The sequence below is a fragment of the Paenibacillus wuxiensis genome, from assembly GCF_040195695.1.
In the GTDB taxonomy this organism is placed as follows: domain Bacteria; phylum Bacillota; class Bacilli; order Paenibacillales; family Paenibacillaceae; genus Paenibacillus_B; species Paenibacillus_B suaedae.
Window position 1 is genome coordinate 257,996 of sequence record NZ_JBEFZI010000004.1, and the last position, 18,330, is coordinate 276,325.

Genomic DNA, 18,330 nt, shown 5'->3' on the forward strand with positions numbered 1-18,330 from the left:
GTTCCATTCGTATATCGTGGTGAACCCCTTCCATGAAGAATTTTGGATTGATTCCAGCGAGTTGGTTGTTGAAAATAATGGGATAAGATGAATGGGGAGGGGAACAGTTCAATGGGCTATAAGCAAGCATTGGAACGTTACATCGAAGCGACAAATACGCATCAATTCACAAATGTGCAAGCATGTTTGGATGATGGTGCAGTGTACTGGTTCTCGGATCGTACCTGCTCAACGATGGCTGAGATTAGGGCGTATTTCGAACATGCGTGGGACGTGATTCAGGATGAAGTCTATTGTGCGGCAGATGTGGAGTGGATCGCCGTGGACGGACAGACGGCTGTCTGTTTGTACACGTATCAGTGGAGCGGCCTTTATCAAGGGAAGCAGGCAGCAGGGAGCGGAAGAGCGACCAATGTGTTCAAGCAAACCAGTGGCGAATGGAAGCTTGTGCATGAACATTTGAGTGCACTGAAATAAGAATGTCTTTTACGTAAAAAAGGTGTCATCCGCTGATGGTATTCAGCAGGATGACACCTCTGTTATTGTTATGCGTCCAAGTTCGCCAATTCATAAATGGCGCGGGCATAAATCGCAGTTGCTTTCAACAAATCCTCGATTTCGATGTATTCGTCTACGCGGTGAGCCATCTCTTCTCTTCCTGGGAATAAGGCGCCGAATGCGACTCCATATTCCATGAATGCAGCGTATGTACCGCCGCCTGTTGTCAGCAAGGTAGGCTCAAGCTGTGTTTCCTCCGCATAAATCTTCTGCAGCACCTTGATCATTGGATGCTCAGCATCAACATGATGCGGCTCCTTCAAGTCAGGCTCCTCTACGAGGAAGCCGAATGCATCCATCTTCGCTGCCAATGTATCCAGAATCGTCGGTAGATCCTGTGTGACGGGGAAGCGAATGTTCAGATGGAAGAATGGCTGCTTGTCCGCTCCGAATTCGAAAATACCTGCATTGACAGTTAATGGCCCTGTAATGTCATCCTCATATGCAATGCCCAACTTGCTGCCCAAGTGATCGTCCGTCAAATAAGCATCGACGCAGCGAATGTAGCGGTCAGCATCGGCTTGGAAGGAGTACGAACGCAAAAATCCGAACAGCTTCAGTGCAGCATTGATGCCTTGATGAGGCTCCATGCCATGGGCGGATTTCCCTTTGAGGCTGAGCGTCATTTGATTGCCATTCACTTCGGAAGAACCTTTCAATTGCTGCTCTGTGTAATAGCTCTCGAACTTGGCTGCCAATTCTGCAAGAGCAGCAGACTCGCCAGAGATCGTTGCTGTTGCAGATTCCGGCACCATGTTCTCAACACCGCCGCCATGGAAGGATACGAGCTCTAGCTGCCCCTCTTGACGACCGGAAGCAGAATCGTCTGGCTTCAGCAGGAAGCGGGTATTGATTTGCCCCTTCTCCGCATGTGTAATGGGGAAGTCGGCATCTGGAGCGAAGCCGTATAGTGGCATTTTCTCACGCTTCGTATAGGTCTTCATGCATTCCATCCCGCTCTCTTCATCTGCACCGAAGATAACGCGCACATTGTGCTTCAATGGCAAGCCGAGTTCTTTCACAATCTTCAAGCCGTAATAAGCTGCAAGTGTAGGCCCTTTATCATCAATGGCGCCACGCGCGAACAGCTTGCCCTCACGAATGTCAGGGGAGAATGGCGGGGTTGTCCAATGTCCGGTTGCAGGGACGACGTCAACATGGCATAGTGCTGCGACATATTCGCCACTCGTCGATTCGCCATATTCGGCGTAGCCTACATATCCGTCCAGGTTCGTCACACGGTACCCGTCGCGACGGGACAGGTCCAGCACATAATCAAGCGCGCGAGCTACATTTTGCCCCATAGGCTTGCCAGGTTCGCTCGTGCTGGCATCCTTCACACTTTCGATGCTGAGCAATCCCTTCAGATCCTGCAGCAGATCGTCCTTGCGCTTCAATACTTCTTCCATCCAGTTCATCAAGCCGCACTCCTTTTGTATTGAAAATTGAACATGTGTTAATAGTGGTCGTGTATATGCGACGCTCATCCATGAACATATGATTGCCGCCTTGGCATAATTATAACAGGTGAAGTCCAGTAACAACATACAGGGAGCTGGCGAATCGCAGAGATTGTAGGGTGCAGTATCCCCCAGAATATGTTCACGGGTGTTTATATAGATGCTGAGGGCTCTGTGGTGGATGGGCGTATATCGAAGCCCGGCCGTTCTTCCAGACTATCGTTCAGCTCAACCAATAGCGCTGCTGTTTGTACAGATATCACGCAAGATCCGCTCGATTTATCTCTCACTTCAAGGGATAGAGGTAGAGGCGGCGAACCGTTATATGAAATGGATCGATCACATGTCGACTATTGTGCGTCAAGTGAAGCAGTGGGATAAGAACAGTGTTCAATCGGTGCGAGGGGTAAAGCGGCCTATTTTCGATGTCTACCGATCGATTGTCCAAACCCTTCTATCTATGGGTGCATTTTATAAGTAGTATAATCTTCATTTTGCACCAGCAACCTATGTCTATAGGAGGGAACAGCGTGTTAGCTAATGCTACGATTCTAGTAACAGGCGGAACCGGTTCATTGGGCTACGCCCTCGTTGAACAATTATTGCTGCATCGTCCTGCTCGCATCATCGTATATTCGCGCAATGAGACGAGCCAGTTCATTATGAGCCGCAAGTTTGAGGATGCAAGACTGGCGTTCTGGATTGGCGATGTGCGTGATCAAGACTCCCTCCATCAGGCATGCCAAGGGGTCGATTATATCTTCCATCTCGCTGCGCTCACACATGTATCCTTTTGTGAGGAGCATCCGCAAGAAGCATTGAAGACGAATGTGGTCGGCACACAATATGTGATTGAGGCCGCTATTGCGAATCAAGTTCAGGCAGTTATATTTGCATCGACGGATCAAGCCGTAGAGCCTACGAATTGCTATGGAATGACGAAGGCGATGGGTGAGAATGTAATAATGAACGCCAACATCGTGAGCGAATCCACGAGATTTATTGCTGTTCGCAGCAGTAGTATTCTAGGAACACACGGGAGTGTACCTCAGGTGCTGCTGGATCAGATCAAGAATAAGAAGCTGGTTAGTATGATGGATCGAGGGAAGACGTGCTTCTTCACGCCGATGAAGCAGGCAGTCGCCTTGTTGCTGAAGGCGCTGCAATCTGGGGTTGGCGGCGAACTGTACACGAGGAAGATGCCGTCCTGCGCTCTTGTGCATATGGCTGAGGTATTCATGGAATTGTGTGGAGAGGGAGATATACGGCTTATTTTTACAGGTTCAGCGTCTAGTGGCAAAGGGAAGATTCATGATATTCTCATCTCGGAAAGTGAGAGCCGACATACCGTGAAGGCTGATGATTCTTATTTGATCGTTCTTCCTCTATTAGGCTTGCCGAGACTGCATGAGCATTATGCGTCGTATCCTTCTATGGCTGTGGGGGAATACACATCTGCAGAGGGGGCAATGACGAAGGAAGAGATACGTGAATTGCTGTTCGATAGCGGCTTGTTGTATGAGGTGCACGCATCCAAGCAAGCTCAAGGCTCGCGGGACTAATCAAGCGACATGGAAGGTTTTTTATGTATAGCACGAGAACGCCCCTGAAGCATGTGGCTTCAAGGGCGTTATAAGTTTCTAGGATTGCAATGGCGGATTTTTATGGCACTTCCGGCATACCGGATAGTACGTATCGTTACCGCCGATTACGATTTGCTCTCCCGTATAGACAGGACGGTTATTGGCGTCAACGCGCAGATTCATCGTTGCTTTGCGTTCACAGAACCAGCATATCGTTTTCATTTCCTCTATTTTATCCGCATACAGCAGCATATAACGGCTGCCCTCAAATAGCTCATTTCGGAAGTCATTCTTCAATCCGAAGCCCATAACAGGAATATCGAGTTCATCGACGATGCGGGTAAGCTGCATAATTTGAGCATGATCCAAAAATTGGACTTCATCAATCAGCACGCAGGAAATGGGTCCTTCATGATGCTGTACGATCTCAAATAAATCAGTGTCTTCATGGATCGAAATTGCCTTGCGGCGCAGACCAATGCGAGAAGATATATAACCGCTCTCGTCCCGATCATCTACAGCAGGGGTGAAGATCAATACGGACTTCTCCTGCTCTTCATAATTATGGGCAACCTTCAATATTTCAATGGATTTCCCACTATTCATTGCGCCGTATCGAAAATATAACTGAGCCAACTTCGCCACTCCGTTCCATTCTTTGTTGATGAGATTATAGAATAGCATAGGAAGCGTCTCAGGTACAGGAACAGAGAATGGATATGCTGCTTAGTCCAGGATTACGGATTGTTCGGGATGATGGTACAACTGGAACATTAAGCGCAGCTGCGCTTCCGTATTGCGTTCAGCCGACAATGTCGGCAGCGCATGTTCGGGGAAGAAGCCTACCTCGCTCGTTTCTGTGCCGCTGGCAGCTTCCCCTCCGATAATGTCACACAAGATGAATAATTTATACACATGAAACGGTTCAGGCGGGTGCTGGTGGAACCGCTTATCTAGCACGGCAAGCAGTCGGATGGCTCTTGCTTGGAAGCCGGATTCCTCTTGGATTTCCTTCACAACAACCTCAGATGGAGAGAAGCCGATATCCGCCCATCCGCCGGGAAGAGACCATGCTCCATCGGCCTTTTCCTTGACGAGCAGAAGCTCTCCATCACGGAAGATGACACCCCGGACATCTACTTTTGGCGTTGCGTAACCTGTATCGCTTGCGAAGGATAGCCGGATTTGTTCCTTATCTGCTTCAGCGCAGCTAGCCATCATATCGACACTAATGTCGCGCAATTCTTCATAACGCTCGCGGTCGTAAGTGTTTTCTGTGTACGTTAAGCCGATCTGTGCGAGAGCTTGTATCCGCTTGGCCCAATGCAGCTGTCTCCAATCGAGAGCTGGGTTTTCTACCGACTGTTCGATCAGTTCGATAAGCTCTGCCGGCTTCGAATAGATGTCATGTGGAGCTGTCTCGAATGTGGCGGACTGAACAGTATCGAACCATTTAGCACCTATCGTATGCACGTTAGCGGCAAGGCCGGCTTGAATATCAGCGTTGCTGTCACCGATCCATATCGCTTCGTCGGCGCGAATATGTAATGCGTCCAGCGCAGCGTGAATGCCTTCAGGATCGGGCTTCGGCCTCGTTACTTCATCGCCTGTGATGGCGATATCCACATACTTAGTCAAGCCGAGCGCTTCACTGGAAATCTCATATGCTCGCCGCCCTTTGCCTGTAATAATGCCGATCGATATGCCATACTCCTTCAAATGATGCAGCATCTGAATAATTGCTGGTGAAGCATGAACAAGGCTGGGATGCCAATTGCGGTACATTTCAAAATATTCTTCGATGGCGGAAGGCAATAGACCTCTATATTTCATATTTGCAGTCAATATGCCCTCTTCCGTCGGGCCGAACATCGCAATAATTTGCTCCTTCGATACCATTCGATTGTCATATCGCTTGAATATGTCTTGGAACACATGAAGTGTCAATGGAAGGGTATCAGCTAGTGTCCCGTCAAAGTCAAACAAAACGGCTCGTATCATTGCATTCATCCTCCTTGATGGGTTAAGAGATTATGATCACTTGCACATGATTGGCCTTCATCGCATTGGCTAGCTCAGGCGACAGTGGCTGGTTCGTAATGAGAATATCGATGTCGGACAAGGATAGCCCCCGATAGTAATGGGTATGTCCGAGCTTCGTATAATCCGCAAGTACGATTGTCTGTCTTGAACGGCTAACAATTTCTCTCTTCATATATATGTCTTCTTCATAATGATAATAAATGCCTGCTTCCGAGATGCCTGCTGCGCCTAAGAACGCCTTATCGAATTGAAAATCACGCAGCTTATCTAGTGTCGAGTAGCCAGATAAATGTCTTGTCTTCGGCTGCACGATGCCTCCTAATAGATGGGTTTGTATCGTGGCTTGCTCAGCCAACATACAAGCATTATCAATCGAATGGGTCACGGCGGTTGCATGAGCAGGCTTTAGATGCGGTATGATGCACTGCACTGTGGTCGATACGTCCAGAAAGATCATGTCGTGATCTTGAACAAGCTTAGCGGCATGGCGTCCAATGCGCATCTTGCCGTCTGGTTCATTATGCAGTCGAGCAGCATAGGCTTCAATCTTCTGTTCCAGCCGGGGGAGCGTAATTCCTCCATGGGTACGTGTTACGGCACCGCTTTCTGTCAGCTTCACGATGTCACGCCTTGCCGTATCTCTGGAAATGTCGAACATCGCACAGATTTCTCCGACAGTCATCGTGTCTTGCTCTTCTAAATGCGTTAATATGCGCAGAAGGCGCTCTTCTTGGTACATATTCTCCACCTCATACTTCTAATATTAAGTATATGTAAGCAATATTTCAAGTAGATGTAAGTATTCCGCATAATATAAGCTCTATTTTATGTGAAAAACGTAGATATGCAACGGGGACACACATCTGAAGACGCGACTGTGAAAATGGATCGAATTAGGGTTGATTGGATAAAACAGGAGTGGTAGTATATGGTTAAACAATAATTAAAACACTGTTTAAATCATTGTTTAAATTATGTGCGGGAGGGATTAGGAATGAAGCAACCTGATAAGTCGCTAGAGACGAAGGAGAAGATCTTGAATGCGACCCTGGATATGATCAAGGAGGAAGAATTTGAGCAGATTACGATTCGCAAAGTTGCGTCGCGCTCCAACACGAACATCGCACTAATCAACTACTACTTCGGATCGAAGGATGCTCTGATCAATGAGGCGATTAAAATATTGTTATCGGGATTCCGCAGCTCGTTCAACGTTCTTGATGATCGCAGCATAGATCCTCTGCAACGACTGCGTTTGTTCCTGATTCAATATGTACAGGTCATTCAACAATATCCAGCGATTATCTCACGTACAATAACTGCTGGCTCTGCCATGTTTGCCTCTCAGCAAGAGTATGGACAATTTCTGCAAGCTGTCGGCTTTGACAAAGTTCAGCGTACAATTCAAGAGATTACGCGCGAGGACAATCATGAAGGATTAACAATGATGATGATGCAGCTATTCGGTGCCGTGTTTCTCCCTGTTTTAATGAAGCCTCTGCTTGAATCGGGTACGGGAGTGGCAGTTGCGTCTGTCGAAGCACAGATTGACTTGTTGTTTGCACGCTATTTCCATCGAGATTCAAGATTACAATCATGAATTTTTTGCATTTGCTCGAATGATGCCATTCCTGAAGTAACTCGTTCTTGAACCTAGCAACCTTGCAATGATGATGAAGTCCATTACACATGCAGAGGCTGTGTCCCTGCGAATAGGAGGCAATCGAGATGGATGTTCTCAGAAAGTATTGGCAGGATCTTGGAATGGTTGTTGCTGTCATGGTGTGTATCTATTTGTTGGTAAGAGGAACTGCGATTCCTGACATCACGGTGATGCTGTGGTTGAGCTTCGTGGCAATTCTGGTTCACCAATTCGAAGAATATCGGTGGCCCGGATACTTCGGGGGCTTGTTCAATGCAGTTCTATTCAAGAGCAAGCATCCTCACAATTATCCGCTGAACCCGCATTCGGCTATGATTATTAACCTGATTATTGCCTATGGGTTTTATTTGCTGCCCGTCTTGTTCCCTGAAGTGTTATGGCTTGGTCTCGCTCCCATGTTCATGGGGTTCTTTCAATTAATCTGGCATGGTATTTTCGCAAATAGTAAGGCAGGATCTCTCTACAATCCCGGACTCTTCTCTGTGTTAGTCTTGCATATCCCTGTCGGGTGCTGGTATGTTTTTCATATTACAACGACAGGAATTGTCCATACATCTGATTGGATCATTGGGACGGTTTACTTCCTTGCTGCCGTATATGTCTTGATCGTTAAGGGGAATATGTGGCTCAAGAATCCGAACTCCCCATATCGCTTTACGGGCAAACAATTAGGCCCCTATTCTAAGCAGATGTAAATGAATAAAAGGTGGGAGAGATGAAGATGCCAGGGATTGAACAGAGTGACAGAGCTATGAAGCTTGATTTGGAGCGTATCGTATTTATCGGGCGAACCTACGATGAATATATCAGCATGTTCGATTTGAACATCGAAGATCTGCAAGGGAAGCGCATATTAGACTGCCCATCAGGGGCTTGTTCCTTCACCGCAGCGGCAGTTCGTCAGGGGATTGATGTTATGGCATGCGACATCGCATATGAATATGCTGCTGATGATTTGCAGCGGAAGGGAATACAGGATGTAGCGCATGCGATGGAGCAGATGGCGCATGCTGCGGAACAATACGAGTGGGGGTTCTTCGGTGATATCGACGGCTTGCGAGCCCATCGTTTGCAAGCATTGCGGGACTGCTCAGTACATCGACGAGAAGAACCGCATCGGTATGTTCATGCGACTCTTCCGTCTCTCCCTTTCGAGGACGGAGAGTTTGATGTGGTTCTCTCCGCACATTTCCTCTTCATGTACGGAGATCGGCTGGATGAAGCGTTTCACCGCAATACGCTCGTTGAGCTGCTTCGTGTAGCGAAGGAGGAAGTACGAATTTTCCCGTTGATTGATTTGGCAGGGAAGCGGCCACCTCAAGTAGACATCGTGATCGAGCAGGCCAAGCATCTTGGCTGTGAGGTACAGGAACGTACGGTTTCTTATGAATTCATGCGCGGCGGCAATACAATGCTGTACATCAAGAAGAAGTAGCGACACGATGAACTCGAGATATGGTTCTATCAATGGATTAATGAATAAGGGATTAGGTGTAAATCTGGCAGAGTAAGCGAACTGCAGGCAATGTATGTAGAGTGAACGAAAAACGCGAGAATTCGGAGCAGGCGGCCTTGGGTAATCAGGGCTGCTTTTTTTTGTTTGCGTAAATCTGAAAATTTACAATTCCAAAATATTACTCACGATTCCCGTTAACATTCGTATGTGAAAATACTTCCAGAAGCCTATTGCAATACCTATTGCCATGAGAAAAGGGTGAAGACATGAATCGTAACATGTTAACGATCATCGCAACGTCGCTCGCACTATCTACGATCATTTCTACTAGTGCTGTCAGCGCAGCGGAAGCAAACAAAGGGCAAGTAAGCATCGCAGCAGTGACGAAGGAAGCAGCAAAAGCATCCAATCTGTCAATCGGGGTTGATGGTGTTAGTAGCAATATTCGCACACTGAATGTCAAAGGAACGGTATTGTACTCCGTTCGCGACATCGCCAATATTTTTGGCGCAGATATCCAAGAAAGCAAGAGCGGAATTACACTCGTTGGGGGCAACCCAGCGCAGACGATTACGGTTCGAGTGAACTCGGGCGCTTATGAAGTAGACGGCGCTACGAAGAACTTCTCAGTTGTACCGCTAGAGCAAAAAGGTGTGATCTACGCGGAGCTCAACGCACTTGTTGAAGCACTTGGCGGAGAAGTATCTGGTTCCGGCAGCAAGCTGGAAGTTGTTAGTGTGAAGCCTCTCGAGGGCGACTTCAGCTCCCCGCGCGTAAACAGCAACGGTGAAGTGATAGCGGCTCGCGAATCTGATGGAACGGTTCAATTGTATAAATGGAATTCTACATACCGGATATACGATGCATTGACTTCTAATGAGAACGCAGCAAACACAGCAGTATCGCCTGACCTGAAGTGGGGCGTATTTACGGATGAGTCCAGTCAATTGTACTTGATGGATCTGAGCCTTGGAACTGCACAGGCAATTGGTAAAGATACTTCCGTAAAGACCGATCTAACATGGTCCGCAGACGGTAAAAAAGTGTACTTCGTACAAGGGGACAAGCAAGAGAAAATCGCATACGTGAACGTAGACAGCGGTAAGATTACAAGCGTGCTGGCTGATAAAGTAGAAAACAAGTCGGACATCCGCCTGTCGGCAGATGACAAGACGGTTCTGTACGCAGTTAACATTACAGGCGTAGCGAAAAATGACAAGGATAGCACAGAAGACTCCTTATCCATCGACTTCTCCGGAGCAGGCTCCCAGTTGTTCACACTGGAGCTGACTGCGAAGGATGCGAAGCCGGTTCAGCTGACAACTACGTCGGACAACAAGCTGTATCCGAACCTGCTGCCAGACGGAAGAGCTGTCTATGTGAGTGGTGATACAGAGGGTAAGGTTGAGAACAGCGTACTGAAGGTTGTTCAAGCGAAGGAGAAGAAGGTATCGGATCTCGTAGCTGATGTAGATGTATCCGTTGCTGTTATTTCTGCGAAGGGCCAATTGATTATCGCTGCAACAGAGAAAGACGGCAAGTCGAGCATCTATGTGGTGAAGGCAGATGGCTCCAAGTCGAAGCTGTACACAACTGAAGGTGCGATTACTGAAGTATTCCCTTCCGCAGACGGTTCTCAAGTTGCGGTTATCGAGGATGGACAAGTGAAATTGGTAGCTAATAATCAAGCGGTTACGTTAACGAAATAAACAGTTCCGAAGGGAGAGCATTAACAATGAGAAAATTAAAAATCGCATCTTTGGCAATTCTCGCGTCTTTATTCCTTGTATCTTCAGCTTTTGGAGGAGCGTCTACAGCTCTGGCTAAGGACGAATTGAAAGGCAAAGTAACAATTAATGGTTCAACGGCATTGCTGCCAATGACATTGCAAGCAGCGAAGGAGTTCCAGAAGCTGCATCCAAAAGTGAAAGTTGCAGCTTCCGGTAAAGGCTCCATCACTGGTCCACAAGCTGTTAAGAAAGGCATCGCTGAAATCGGCGCATGCGACTGGGATGCAAGCATGGACGTTCCAGGCTTCAAAGCATTCGAAGGTCAAGTGGCTCACAAAGTAGCGGTAATTCCATTCGCGACAATCGTGAACAAAAACGTAAAGGTAGACAACCTGACAACTGAACAGTTGAAAGGCATCTACTCCGGCAAAATTACGAACTGGAAAGATGTTGGCGGCGACAACGCGGATATCGTAGTTATCACTCGTTCCTTCGGTTCCGGTACGCGCGTTAACTACCAATTGAAAGCATTGGATGGCGGCGACATTACGAAGAAGAAGGACAACTACAAAGAAGTTGGTTCCAGCGGCGACATGAAGACAGCTGTTGCAACAACGCCTAACGCAATCGGCTACATCGACCTTGTATACGTGAACAGCGATGTGAAAGCTGTTAAATTCAACGGCGTAGAAGCTTCCTCAGACAACGTAATCAATGGCAAGTACCCTGTATGGGCATATGGCTACTACATGACAAAAGGTCAACCAACTGGCGCTACAAAAGCATTCATTGAGTACATTCAAAGCGCGAAGTTCCAACAAGGTTCGTTGAAAAAATTGAAATTCATTCCAATTTCCGCAATGAAGTAAGTTGAACGATTCGCTGTAAGAGATTTCATTCACGGCCAGCCCTCAGGAAGTCGGGGGCTGGTTGTTCTATGGGGGAACGAGAATGAGCACGCCTGTTCAAGAATTAGCACCGCTTAGCGGAGCCAACATCCTTTCGACAACGAAGAAAGGCAAGTTCGACCGATATGCTCGCGTACGGTTTACGAACCGCCTGTTCCAATACTTATTTCTGATGTGCATTCTAGCCTTATGCGTGGTACTCGGTCTGGTCATCTTCTTTATTGGGAAGACGGGAATATTGACCTTCCGTGACATTTCTCTATCAGACTTCTTTTTATCACTTGATTGGACGCCGGAAGATGGGAAATTCGGGGCCGGTGCATTTATTATCAATACATTGCTGTTAACAGGGCTTACCCTGCTGATTGCCGTTCCGATTTCTGTTGGCATGGCCGTTCTGCTTGTGGAGATCTCTCCAATGTGGTTCAAAAGGTTCGTACGACCAGTTCTCGACTTGCTGGTTGGGATTCCTTCCATTGTATATGGTTATCTTGGATTGACAGTTTTAATACCACTTATTCGTGAATGGACAGGGGAGAACTTGGGAGACGGTTTGCTGGCGGCCGCGCTCGTTCTATCCCTTATGATATTGCCGACAATATGTCGGGTCAGTGACGAAGCCATTGCAGCCGTACCGAAGAAATATCGGGAAGCGGCTTATGCGCTAGGCTCCACCCGCTTGCAGGTCATTATGAGAGTTGTACTCCCGGCTGCGAAGCGGGGGATTGTTGCAGCAATTATTCTGGGTATGACCCGTGCAATTGGAGAAACGATGGCCGTTGTTATGGTTATCGGGAATACGGCACAGCTTGCCGATTCGTTGTTCACGCCAACTGCGGTTCTTACGAGCAACATCGTCATGCAAATCTCGAACGTGGAGTTCGATTCAACATGGAACTACGCGCTTCATATGATGGCATTCCTGCTTCTGCTCATCTCCTTCCTGCTGATTGTCGTTATTCGTTTCATTAGCAAGAGAGGGGGCGCTCGCGCATGAGTTCGTTCACAGCAAGCGGCCAAAACAATCGCGCAAAGCTGTACAATCAAGTGGCTACAGGGCTGTTCTATGCGTTAGGAATAGCGGTGCTGATGCTGATCTTCTGGCTGCTGTACACCATATTGAGCAAGGGGCTGCCAGGCATCACCTTGGAATTCTTAATGAAGGTTCCGGAAGAGATGGATGCGGGGGGCGGTATCGGCACTGTATTGTTCAACTCGTTCTACATCTTGATCTTGTCCTTGCTAATCTCCGTACCAATTGGAGTTGGGGCGGGTATCTATATGGCGGAATATGCGCCTGCAAATCGCTTTACAGAAGGACTTCGCATGTGCGTGGAATCCTTATCATCCGTTCCTTCGATCGTGTTCGGCTTGCTCGGACTTGCTATCTTTGCAGAGTACTTCCAGGTTGGACTCACGATACTAGGCGGGGCAGTAAGCTTGGCATTCCTTAACCTGCCTATGCTGTGCCGTGTTACGGAAGAAGCGATCCGCGATGTGCCGGTTGATCTGCGCAATGCAGCCTATGCACTTGGCACAACGAAGTTTCAGACGATTCGTACAGTAGTTCTTCCTGTAGCACTTCAAGCGATTATTACGGGCATATGCTTGGTAGCAGGCCGTGCATTCGGTGAATCAGCGGTTATTATTCTTACTGCGGGCTTGAGTACTTCCGGAGAGATGTGGGACTTTAATCTGTTCTCCCCGGGCGAAACACTTGCCGTTCATCTCTGGTATGTACAATCCGAGGCAATTGTTGAGGATGCTAGTCAGATTGCCGATAAGGCAGCAGCGGTGCTCGTCTTCGTCGTCTTATTCATCAATCTCGTGTTCCGCATTCCACTCTGGTTCAATAATCGCAAATTGAAAAAGTAAGTCCATTCATCATCCCATGTGGAAGAGCCAATAGGCTCTCCTGCATGGGATTGTTATCGTGCTGGTCGTCCACAACAAGCGCAAACCTAAAAAAGCTTCCCGAGACGGCTTGTTTCGGGAAGCTTTCTTCATTATGGATTAAGAAGCTTAGAAAGATTGGAACGTAACGAATTCGTGAACAGGCTTGCGATATCCGCGTGGACGCTGGCTGGACGTATCCTCCTTGCCAATGGTGATCATCATAACGGGTACGAGATGATCAGGGACGTTGAGCGCACTGCGAACCTTATCCGGATCATAGCCAATCATCGGGCAAGTGTCCCACCCCTTATCCTTGGCAATCAGCATGAACTGCATGGCAGAGAGGCTGGCATTGCGTACGGCATCTTCATGACGGAAGGATTCCCCGCGATTAAGATAGAAATCCGTCGTACTGCTTACGATTTGATCGTATTCCTGTTGGCTGATGACACCAAGATTGAGCAGCCCCTCATTCATGGCGGCAACATGCTTATAGGCATCCATATCACCGAGTACAACTATGACAGCCGATGCGGTCAACACTTTATATTGTTTGAATGCAGCCTCGTACAGCATATTCATTTTGTCTTTATCCGTAACTGCCACATAATGTGTATGCTGCAGATTGAAGGCGGATGGAGCGAACTTCGTGAGCGAGAACATTTCGGTAAGTTCCTGTTCCGAGATTTCGACATCCTTCAAGAACTTGTTCGCGGAACGTCTTTGTTTAACGATCGTTTCTACATCGTGCATATGTATCATCTCCTGGTTCATTTATCATCCGTTAAATTAGTAGTAAAAAGATCATATCATATTAACTATAATAAAGTAAGTAATTTACGAAAAAATATTAAAAATATCACACGTTTTGTTGAACTGCCTGAACATCGGCAAGCTGTAAAAAGCGAATAGAGGCACATTTTAATGCGAAAAAAACGAGAGGCATGCATGCCTCTCGTCTACTGAAGCTGTACTAATTCGCAAATGCGGATGATACAGGATATTGGCAAAATGAAATTAGTTCTGCCAGAGCTGAGGATGATCCGCAGATACGAGTCGTGCAGCTCTCGCATTGGCCTCGACTTGGGCTTCGTTCTTGCAGCCCGGAATGACGCTTGTAACCGCGTCATGACGCAAACACCAGGCGAGCGCCCATTCAGCCAAGTTTACTCCTTCGGGTACCTCGGTCTGGCGAATGTGCTCGGCTTGCTGCAGACGATCATCTATGAACTGCTGCTCATGGCGATGACGCACATCGTTGTCGGCGAAGGATGTTCCTGGCTTGTATTTGCCGCTTAACAAGCCGCTAGCGAGTGGGACACGTGCAAGAACGCCCAGGTTCTGCTGAGTACAGGAAGGGAACACATCCTGCTCGGGACCTCGATCAAGTCGGTTATAGACGACTTGAATGACGCTTGCGCCTATATCGGCTGCATTGGTAGTCTGATGCATACTGTTGCTTTTGTTTAAGGATAGACCGATATGGCGAATTTTACCCGCTTCCTTCTGCTTGTCCAGCATGGTCCAGAGCGCGTCATTGTTGAATGCCTCGTCATCGCCCGAATGGAATTGGTATAAATCGATGTACTCGGTCTTGAGTGCACGCAAGGAATCATCAAGCTGCTTCAACACTTCTGGCGCGCCATATTGATTCGTCCGATTCAAGTGGGAATGGAAATGATGTCCGAACTTCGTTGCCACGACCCAATCCTCGCGGTTGTCCCGACTTAAGTAATCCCCAATGAATGATTCAGACAAGTGGTCTCCATAGCATTCAGCCGTGTCGATGAAGTTAATGCCAAGATCTTTTGCTTTATGTAGGATACGATCAACTTCTGATTGGGTATAATCATGTCCCCATTCCCCGCCGAATTGCCAAGTACCTACGCCGATCACCGACACCTTCATTCCTGTCTTGCCCAGTTTGCGATATTGCATAGAAGACTCACACCTTTCTATATTGTTCACCTATTGACTTTAGGGTTGATGTGTATGCTGCTTACCGTAATGATAGCACAGGAAGTTGTGCCAAGCCTATAAACGGGAGTTTTCGGTGTGACAGGACCTAGATAAAAAAAATTTAATTTCAATATCCGCTATTATTCGTGATAATATGAGTTATAGTTGCAAAGTATGTTTCAGTAAGATAACTGATTATATCTGATTAACGCATGATTACAGGAGGAAGGTATGTATTATTTATTAGCTTTTCTGATCTCTTCATGTATCGTGATGTTTTTGATACCTCCACTGCGCAAGCTTGCATTCCGCATTGATTTTGTGGACAAGCCTATGCCGGACAATGAACGGAAAATTCATCGGGAGCCGATCCCGCTTACGGCGAGCATTGCCATATTTATCGCATTTATTGTATCCTATGTTATTTTTGTCCGAAATTCTGCGATCGAGTCCATCGCGATTATTAGCGGAGGGCTGTTGATTCTGGCAATCGGCACCGTTGATGACTGGTACAAGACGCATGGCAAGGAATTTCCAGCACTGCCGAAGCTGCTCGTACAAATATGCGCAGCAGTTATCGTGTATCTATCAGGAATTACCTTCGAAGGCTTTACGAACCCATTCACGCATGAATTTGTAAACTTGCCAGCATGGTTGCAGTGCATTTTGACCGTTATGTGGATCTTCGGTGTGACAACCGTGATTAACTTCTCGGATGGAATGGATGGTCTGGCAGGTGGATTAACGGCGATATCAGGTGGAACTTTGTTCGCAGTAGCACTTGCGCAAGGACAGAATGTATCTGCGATGATGGCCATTATTCTCGTGGGAGCATCTATTGGCTATTTGCGATTTAACAAGCCGCCGGCGAAGGTGTTTATGGGGGATGCAGGTGCGACGTTCTTAGGTTTTATTCTCGGCGTAATTGCCTTGGATGGTGCCTTCAAGCAGGCGACCGTATTGTCCTTGTTCATTCCGATTTTGGCTTTAGGTGTTCCGATTCTTGATAACGTATTCGTTGTCATTCGTCGGATGCTGAATGGCCAGCCTGTTTACAAAGCCGATGCTACACAAGCTCATTACCGGCTGCTGGCAGGCGGTCTGAATCAGAAGCAGGTTGTGGCCGTGTTGTGCTTAGTTAATCTGTGCTTCGGATTAACGTCCATTATTTTGACATTGCTTCAGGTATAAGATAATTCATACATGATGACAGAGAGCCTTTCCGTTCAGGAGAGGCTCTTTTTGCGATTTTAGCAAATGGGTTGCTGGTAAGGTGGATATATCTTTTATCGGAGCGTCCGTATGTCCCATTACAAAGCAATGAAGGCCTCGACCTTTACTGGCTCGGGACCTGTTCTATCATCGTGCTAGACTTCAATATGCTTAATAATTCGTGCAGGGTTGCCAGCAACGACAACGTTGTCCGGTACATCCTTCGTAACCACTGCACCGGATGCCACAACAACATTATTGCCGATATTGACGCCTGGATTAATGATCGCGCGACCGCCAATCCATACGCGATCTCCAATTGTAACTGGCTTGCCGAATTCAACGCCGGAGATTCGCTCCATGGGATCCAATGGGTGAGTCGCTGTATAGATATGAACGCCTGGTGCGAGGAAGCAGCTGTCCCCAATGTGAATCTCGCATACATCCAGCATTACACAGTCGAAGTTCGCATAGAATCCTTTGCCAAGATAAATGTTATAGCCATAATCGCAGCGGAAGGTAGGTTCAATGTATGCGCCTTCACCAACGGCACCGAATAACTTTTGAAGTATTTCTGTTCGTTCGCTATAGTCTGTTTCGATCGTTTGGTTGAACATGCGGGTTAGGCGTCTCGCTTGTTCACGATCTCTAACTAGCTCTTCATCTGCGGCCATATACATGTCGCCTGCTATCATTTTTTCTTTCTCTGTACGTATGGTCATCGTGTGTTGCTCCTCTCCATATCCCTGTAATAAGCAGGGGGGGGGTTGTGTAATACCGTTATTATCGATGGTGACAGCATCATTTGCAAGGAAGAGAATCTATTCTATTTTTGGTGCACCAAAATATGGTATGATAGTTGCATCCTTAGTAGAGGGTGTGAAACAACGTTGAGTAAATTACTAGCCTTCGGAATGCTTACTTGGCTGCTTGGCAATCCATTTCTTGCGATCATCGTATTGCTAATGATTGTATACTTTGTTGATCGGCAGTTCATTGGATTATCCCCGAGTATCTTCCAACCGCTTAAGAGATGGAGTCGGACTTCGAAGCTTCGGCAGCAGCTGGTGGCGAATCCCCACGATGTATCAACCAAGCATGAACTAGCAAGGCTGCTGATGGAACGCAAACGCTATCGTGAAGCGCGCGAATATCTCGAACCATTGCAGGAGCGAATGGAGCAATCAGCAGAGTATTGGGATGATCTAGGAACTTGCTATATACGTACAGGGGACAACGAATTGGGAGAAGCGGCTATTGTTCGCGCATTAGAATTGAATCCCCGAGTCAAATACGGGCAGCCCTATTTGCGGCTTGCTGCGATATATTCCAATGCGGATAAGGCGAAGGCTGTAGCTTACTTGCAGTCTTTTCAAGATATTCACGCTTCCTCTTGTGAAGCTTACTATCGGCTTGGTGTGTTGTATGAGCAGATGGGACAGAAGGAAGATGCGAAGAAGGCATGGGAAGAGGGCACCCATATTTACCGGGGACTGCCTCGATATATGAAGCGCAAGGAACGCAAATGGATGCTGCGATGTGCAATGAAGAAATAGCAAACATGGCACATGAATGAAAGTGGTATGAATAACAAATTATGTTTGAACTAGCTCTGTCGAATGACAGAGCTTTTTTGGCGATGTGCGATGCAGATTTCGTTCGAAGGACATAAGCATACTATCATTGCTAGGTCATCAGAAGAAATTGAACAGTGATTGTTCATTTGCATGTTTCCTTGCAAGACATTAAATGTTGCTGATTGGAGCCTCATTATCCTCGTTTTTCGTCGAAATTTGAAACTTTTTCTAGCAGGGATATGTCTAAAGAAGTAGAATCCCTAAGGAAAGTAAAGATTGTGAAAG

The 18,330-nt window shown here is 47.2% G+C and carries 19 protein-coding genes; 12 read left to right on the top strand and 7 right to left on the bottom strand.

What is annotated here, in order from left to right:
* The first annotated feature begins 111 nt into the window (after window positions 1-111).
* Complete coding sequence (locus ABN764_RS10195; protein ID WP_446671805.1) at window positions 112-477, top strand: YybH family protein; 366 nt, start codon at window positions 112-114, stop codon at window positions 475-477.
* 68 nt (window positions 478-545) lie between these two features.
* On the opposite strand, the gene pepV is transcribed toward ABN764_RS10195, so the two are convergent.
* Window positions 546-1,976 carry a dipeptidase PepV gene (gene pepV, locus ABN764_RS10200; RefSeq protein WP_174807986.1) on the bottom strand — a complete coding sequence of 477 codons (1,431 nt, stop codon included), beginning with the start codon at window positions 1,974-1,976 and terminating at the stop codon, window positions 546-548.
* Between the two features lie 202 nt (window positions 1,977-2,178).
* Between pepV and ABN764_RS10205 the strand changes: the two genes are divergently transcribed.
* The gene (locus tag ABN764_RS10205; protein ID WP_446671806.1) at window positions 2,179-2,499 is read left to right on the top strand and encodes a hypothetical protein; all 321 of its coding nucleotides are present in this window, start codon (window positions 2,179-2,181) and stop codon (window positions 2,497-2,499) included.
* Window positions 2,500-2,548: 49 nt separating this feature from the next.
* Window positions 2,549-3,580 (top strand): polysaccharide biosynthesis protein, encoded by a 1,032-nt coding sequence (locus ABN764_RS10210; RefSeq protein WP_446671807.1) that lies wholly within the window; start codon window positions 2,549-2,551, stop codon window positions 3,578-3,580.
* A 78-nt stretch (window positions 3,581-3,658) separates the two neighbouring features.
* On the opposite strand, the gene ABN764_RS10215 is transcribed toward ABN764_RS10210, so the two are convergent.
* The 3 genes from ABN764_RS10215 to ABN764_RS10225 form a co-directional block, all read right to left on the bottom strand.
* Complete coding sequence (locus tag ABN764_RS10215; protein ID WP_446671969.1) at window positions 3,659-4,237, bottom strand: thymidine kinase; 579 nt, start codon at window positions 4,235-4,237, stop codon at window positions 3,659-3,661.
* Window positions 4,238-4,327: 90 nt separating this feature from the next.
* Entirely contained in the window at window positions 4,328-5,602 is a 1,275-nt protein-coding gene (locus ABN764_RS10220) for an NUDIX hydrolase N-terminal domain-containing protein (RefSeq protein WP_446671808.1), read from the bottom strand.
* A gap of 22 nt (window positions 5,603-5,624) precedes the next feature.
* Window positions 5,625-6,383, bottom strand: coding sequence for a DeoR/GlpR family DNA-binding transcription regulator (locus ABN764_RS10225; RefSeq protein ID WP_021254771.1), 759 nt, complete (start codon window positions 6,381-6,383; stop codon window positions 5,625-5,627).
* A gap of 255 nt (window positions 6,384-6,638) precedes the next feature.
* On the opposite strand from ABN764_RS10225, the gene ABN764_RS10230 reads away from it, so the two are divergent.
* The 7 genes from ABN764_RS10230 to pstA all read left to right on the top strand — a co-directional run bounded on the left by ABN764_RS10230 (window position 6,639) and on the right by pstA (window position 13,276).
* On the top strand, window positions 6,639-7,244 hold the full coding sequence (locus ABN764_RS10230) for a TetR/AcrR family transcriptional regulator (protein WP_446671809.1): 606 nt from the start codon (window positions 6,639-6,641) through the stop codon (window positions 7,242-7,244).
* Window positions 7,245-7,372: 128 nt separating this feature from the next.
* Window positions 7,373-8,002 carry an HXXEE domain-containing protein gene (locus ABN764_RS10235; protein WP_174809709.1) on the top strand — a complete coding sequence of 210 codons (630 nt, stop codon included), beginning with the start codon at window positions 7,373-7,375 and terminating at the stop codon, window positions 8,000-8,002.
* 26 nt (window positions 8,003-8,028) lie between these two features.
* Window positions 8,029-8,742, top strand: a complete 714-nt coding sequence (locus ABN764_RS10240; protein WP_446671810.1) for a class I SAM-dependent methyltransferase — start codon at window positions 8,029-8,031, stop codon at window positions 8,740-8,742.
* Between the two features lie 287 nt (window positions 8,743-9,029).
* On the top strand, window positions 9,030-10,472 hold the full coding sequence (locus ABN764_RS10245) for a stalk domain-containing protein (protein ID WP_446671811.1): 1,443 nt from the start codon (window positions 9,030-9,032) through the stop codon (window positions 10,470-10,472).
* A 26-nt stretch (window positions 10,473-10,498) separates the two neighbouring features.
* Window positions 10,499-11,362, top strand: a complete 864-nt coding sequence (locus tag ABN764_RS10250) for a phosphate ABC transporter substrate-binding protein (protein ID WP_090509840.1) — start codon at window positions 10,499-10,501, stop codon at window positions 11,360-11,362.
* Between the two features lie 82 nt (window positions 11,363-11,444).
* On the top strand, window positions 11,445-12,398 hold the full coding sequence (gene pstC / locus ABN764_RS10255; protein WP_090509827.1) for a phosphate ABC transporter permease subunit PstC: 954 nt from the start codon (window positions 11,445-11,447) through the stop codon (window positions 12,396-12,398).
* Window positions 12,395-13,276, top strand: a complete 882-nt coding sequence (gene pstA / locus ABN764_RS10260) for a phosphate ABC transporter permease PstA (RefSeq protein ID WP_174809707.1) — start codon at window positions 12,395-12,397, stop codon at window positions 13,274-13,276. Before pstC ends, pstA begins: the two co-directional genes overlap by 4 nt.
* A gap of 147 nt (window positions 13,277-13,423) precedes the next feature.
* On the opposite strand, the gene ABN764_RS10265 is transcribed toward pstA, so the two are convergent.
* Entirely contained in the window at window positions 13,424-14,050 is a 627-nt protein-coding gene (locus ABN764_RS10265; protein ID WP_090509824.1) for a nitroreductase family protein, read from the bottom strand.
* 264 nt (window positions 14,051-14,314) lie between these two features.
* The gene (locus tag ABN764_RS10270) at window positions 14,315-15,235 is read right to left on the bottom strand and encodes an aldo/keto reductase (RefSeq protein ID WP_446671812.1); all 921 of its coding nucleotides are present in this window, start codon (window positions 15,233-15,235) and stop codon (window positions 14,315-14,317) included.
* 252 nt (window positions 15,236-15,487) lie between these two features.
* Here ABN764_RS10270 and ABN764_RS10275 point away from each other — a divergent pair, with 252 nt between their 5' ends.
* Window positions 15,488-16,447: an MraY family glycosyltransferase gene (locus ABN764_RS10275; protein ID WP_021254761.1), complete on the top strand. Its 960-nt coding sequence runs from the start codon at window positions 15,488-15,490 to the stop codon at window positions 16,445-16,447.
* Window positions 16,448-16,623: 176 nt separating this feature from the next.
* Here the strand turns inward: ABN764_RS10275 and maa are convergent, their stop codons facing one another.
* Window positions 16,624-17,190: a maltose O-acetyltransferase gene (maa, locus tag ABN764_RS10280; protein WP_446671813.1), complete on the bottom strand. Its 567-nt coding sequence runs from the start codon at window positions 17,188-17,190 to the stop codon at window positions 16,624-16,626.
* Window positions 17,191-17,358: 168 nt separating this feature from the next.
* Between maa and ABN764_RS10285 the strand changes: the two genes are divergently transcribed.
* Window positions 17,359-18,024 (top strand): tetratricopeptide repeat protein, encoded by a 666-nt coding sequence (locus tag ABN764_RS10285; RefSeq protein WP_446671814.1) that lies wholly within the window; start codon window positions 17,359-17,361, stop codon window positions 18,022-18,024.
* Window positions 18,025-18,330 lie beyond the last annotated feature (306 nt).

Coding starts and splice junctions, on each gene's coding strand:
- ABN764_RS10195 (WP_446671805.1), top strand. CDS start 112: ATGGGCTATAAGCAAGCATTGGAACGTTACATCGAAGCGACAAATACG.
- pepV (WP_174807986.1), bottom strand. CDS start 1,976: ATGAACTGGATGGAAGAAGTATTGAAGCGCAAGGACGATCTGCTGCAG.
- ABN764_RS10205 (WP_446671806.1), top strand. CDS start 2,179: ATGCTGAGGGCTCTGTGGTGGATGGGCGTATATCGAAGCCCGGCCGTT.
- ABN764_RS10220 (WP_446671808.1), bottom strand. CDS start 5,602: ATGATACGAGCCGTTTTGTTTGACTTTGACGGGACACTAGCTGATACC.
- ABN764_RS10225 (WP_021254771.1), bottom strand. CDS start 6,383: ATGTACCAAGAAGAGCGCCTTCTGCGCATATTAACGCATTTAGAAGAG.
- ABN764_RS10230 (WP_446671809.1), top strand. CDS start 6,639: ATGAAGCAACCTGATAAGTCGCTAGAGACGAAGGAGAAGATCTTGAAT.
- ABN764_RS10235 (WP_174809709.1), top strand. CDS start 7,373: ATGGATGTTCTCAGAAAGTATTGGCAGGATCTTGGAATGGTTGTTGCT.
- ABN764_RS10240 (WP_446671810.1), top strand. CDS start 8,029: ATGCCAGGGATTGAACAGAGTGACAGAGCTATGAAGCTTGATTTGGAG.
- ABN764_RS10245 (WP_446671811.1), top strand. CDS start 9,030: ATGAATCGTAACATGTTAACGATCATCGCAACGTCGCTCGCACTATCT.
- ABN764_RS10250 (WP_090509840.1), top strand. CDS start 10,499: ATGAGAAAATTAAAAATCGCATCTTTGGCAATTCTCGCGTCTTTATTC.
- pstC (WP_090509827.1), top strand. CDS start 11,445: ATGAGCACGCCTGTTCAAGAATTAGCACCGCTTAGCGGAGCCAACATC.
- pstA (WP_174809707.1), top strand. CDS start 12,395: ATGAGTTCGTTCACAGCAAGCGGCCAAAACAATCGCGCAAAGCTGTAC.
- ABN764_RS10265 (WP_090509824.1), bottom strand. CDS start 14,050: ATGCACGATGTAGAAACGATCGTTAAACAAAGACGTTCCGCGAACAAG.
- ABN764_RS10270 (WP_446671812.1), bottom strand. CDS start 15,235: ATGCAATATCGCAAACTGGGCAAGACAGGAATGAAGGTGTCGGTGATC.
- ABN764_RS10275 (WP_021254761.1), top strand. CDS start 15,488: ATGTATTATTTATTAGCTTTTCTGATCTCTTCATGTATCGTGATGTTT.
- maa (WP_446671813.1), bottom strand. CDS start 17,190: ATGACCATACGTACAGAGAAAGAAAAAATGATAGCAGGCGACATGTAT.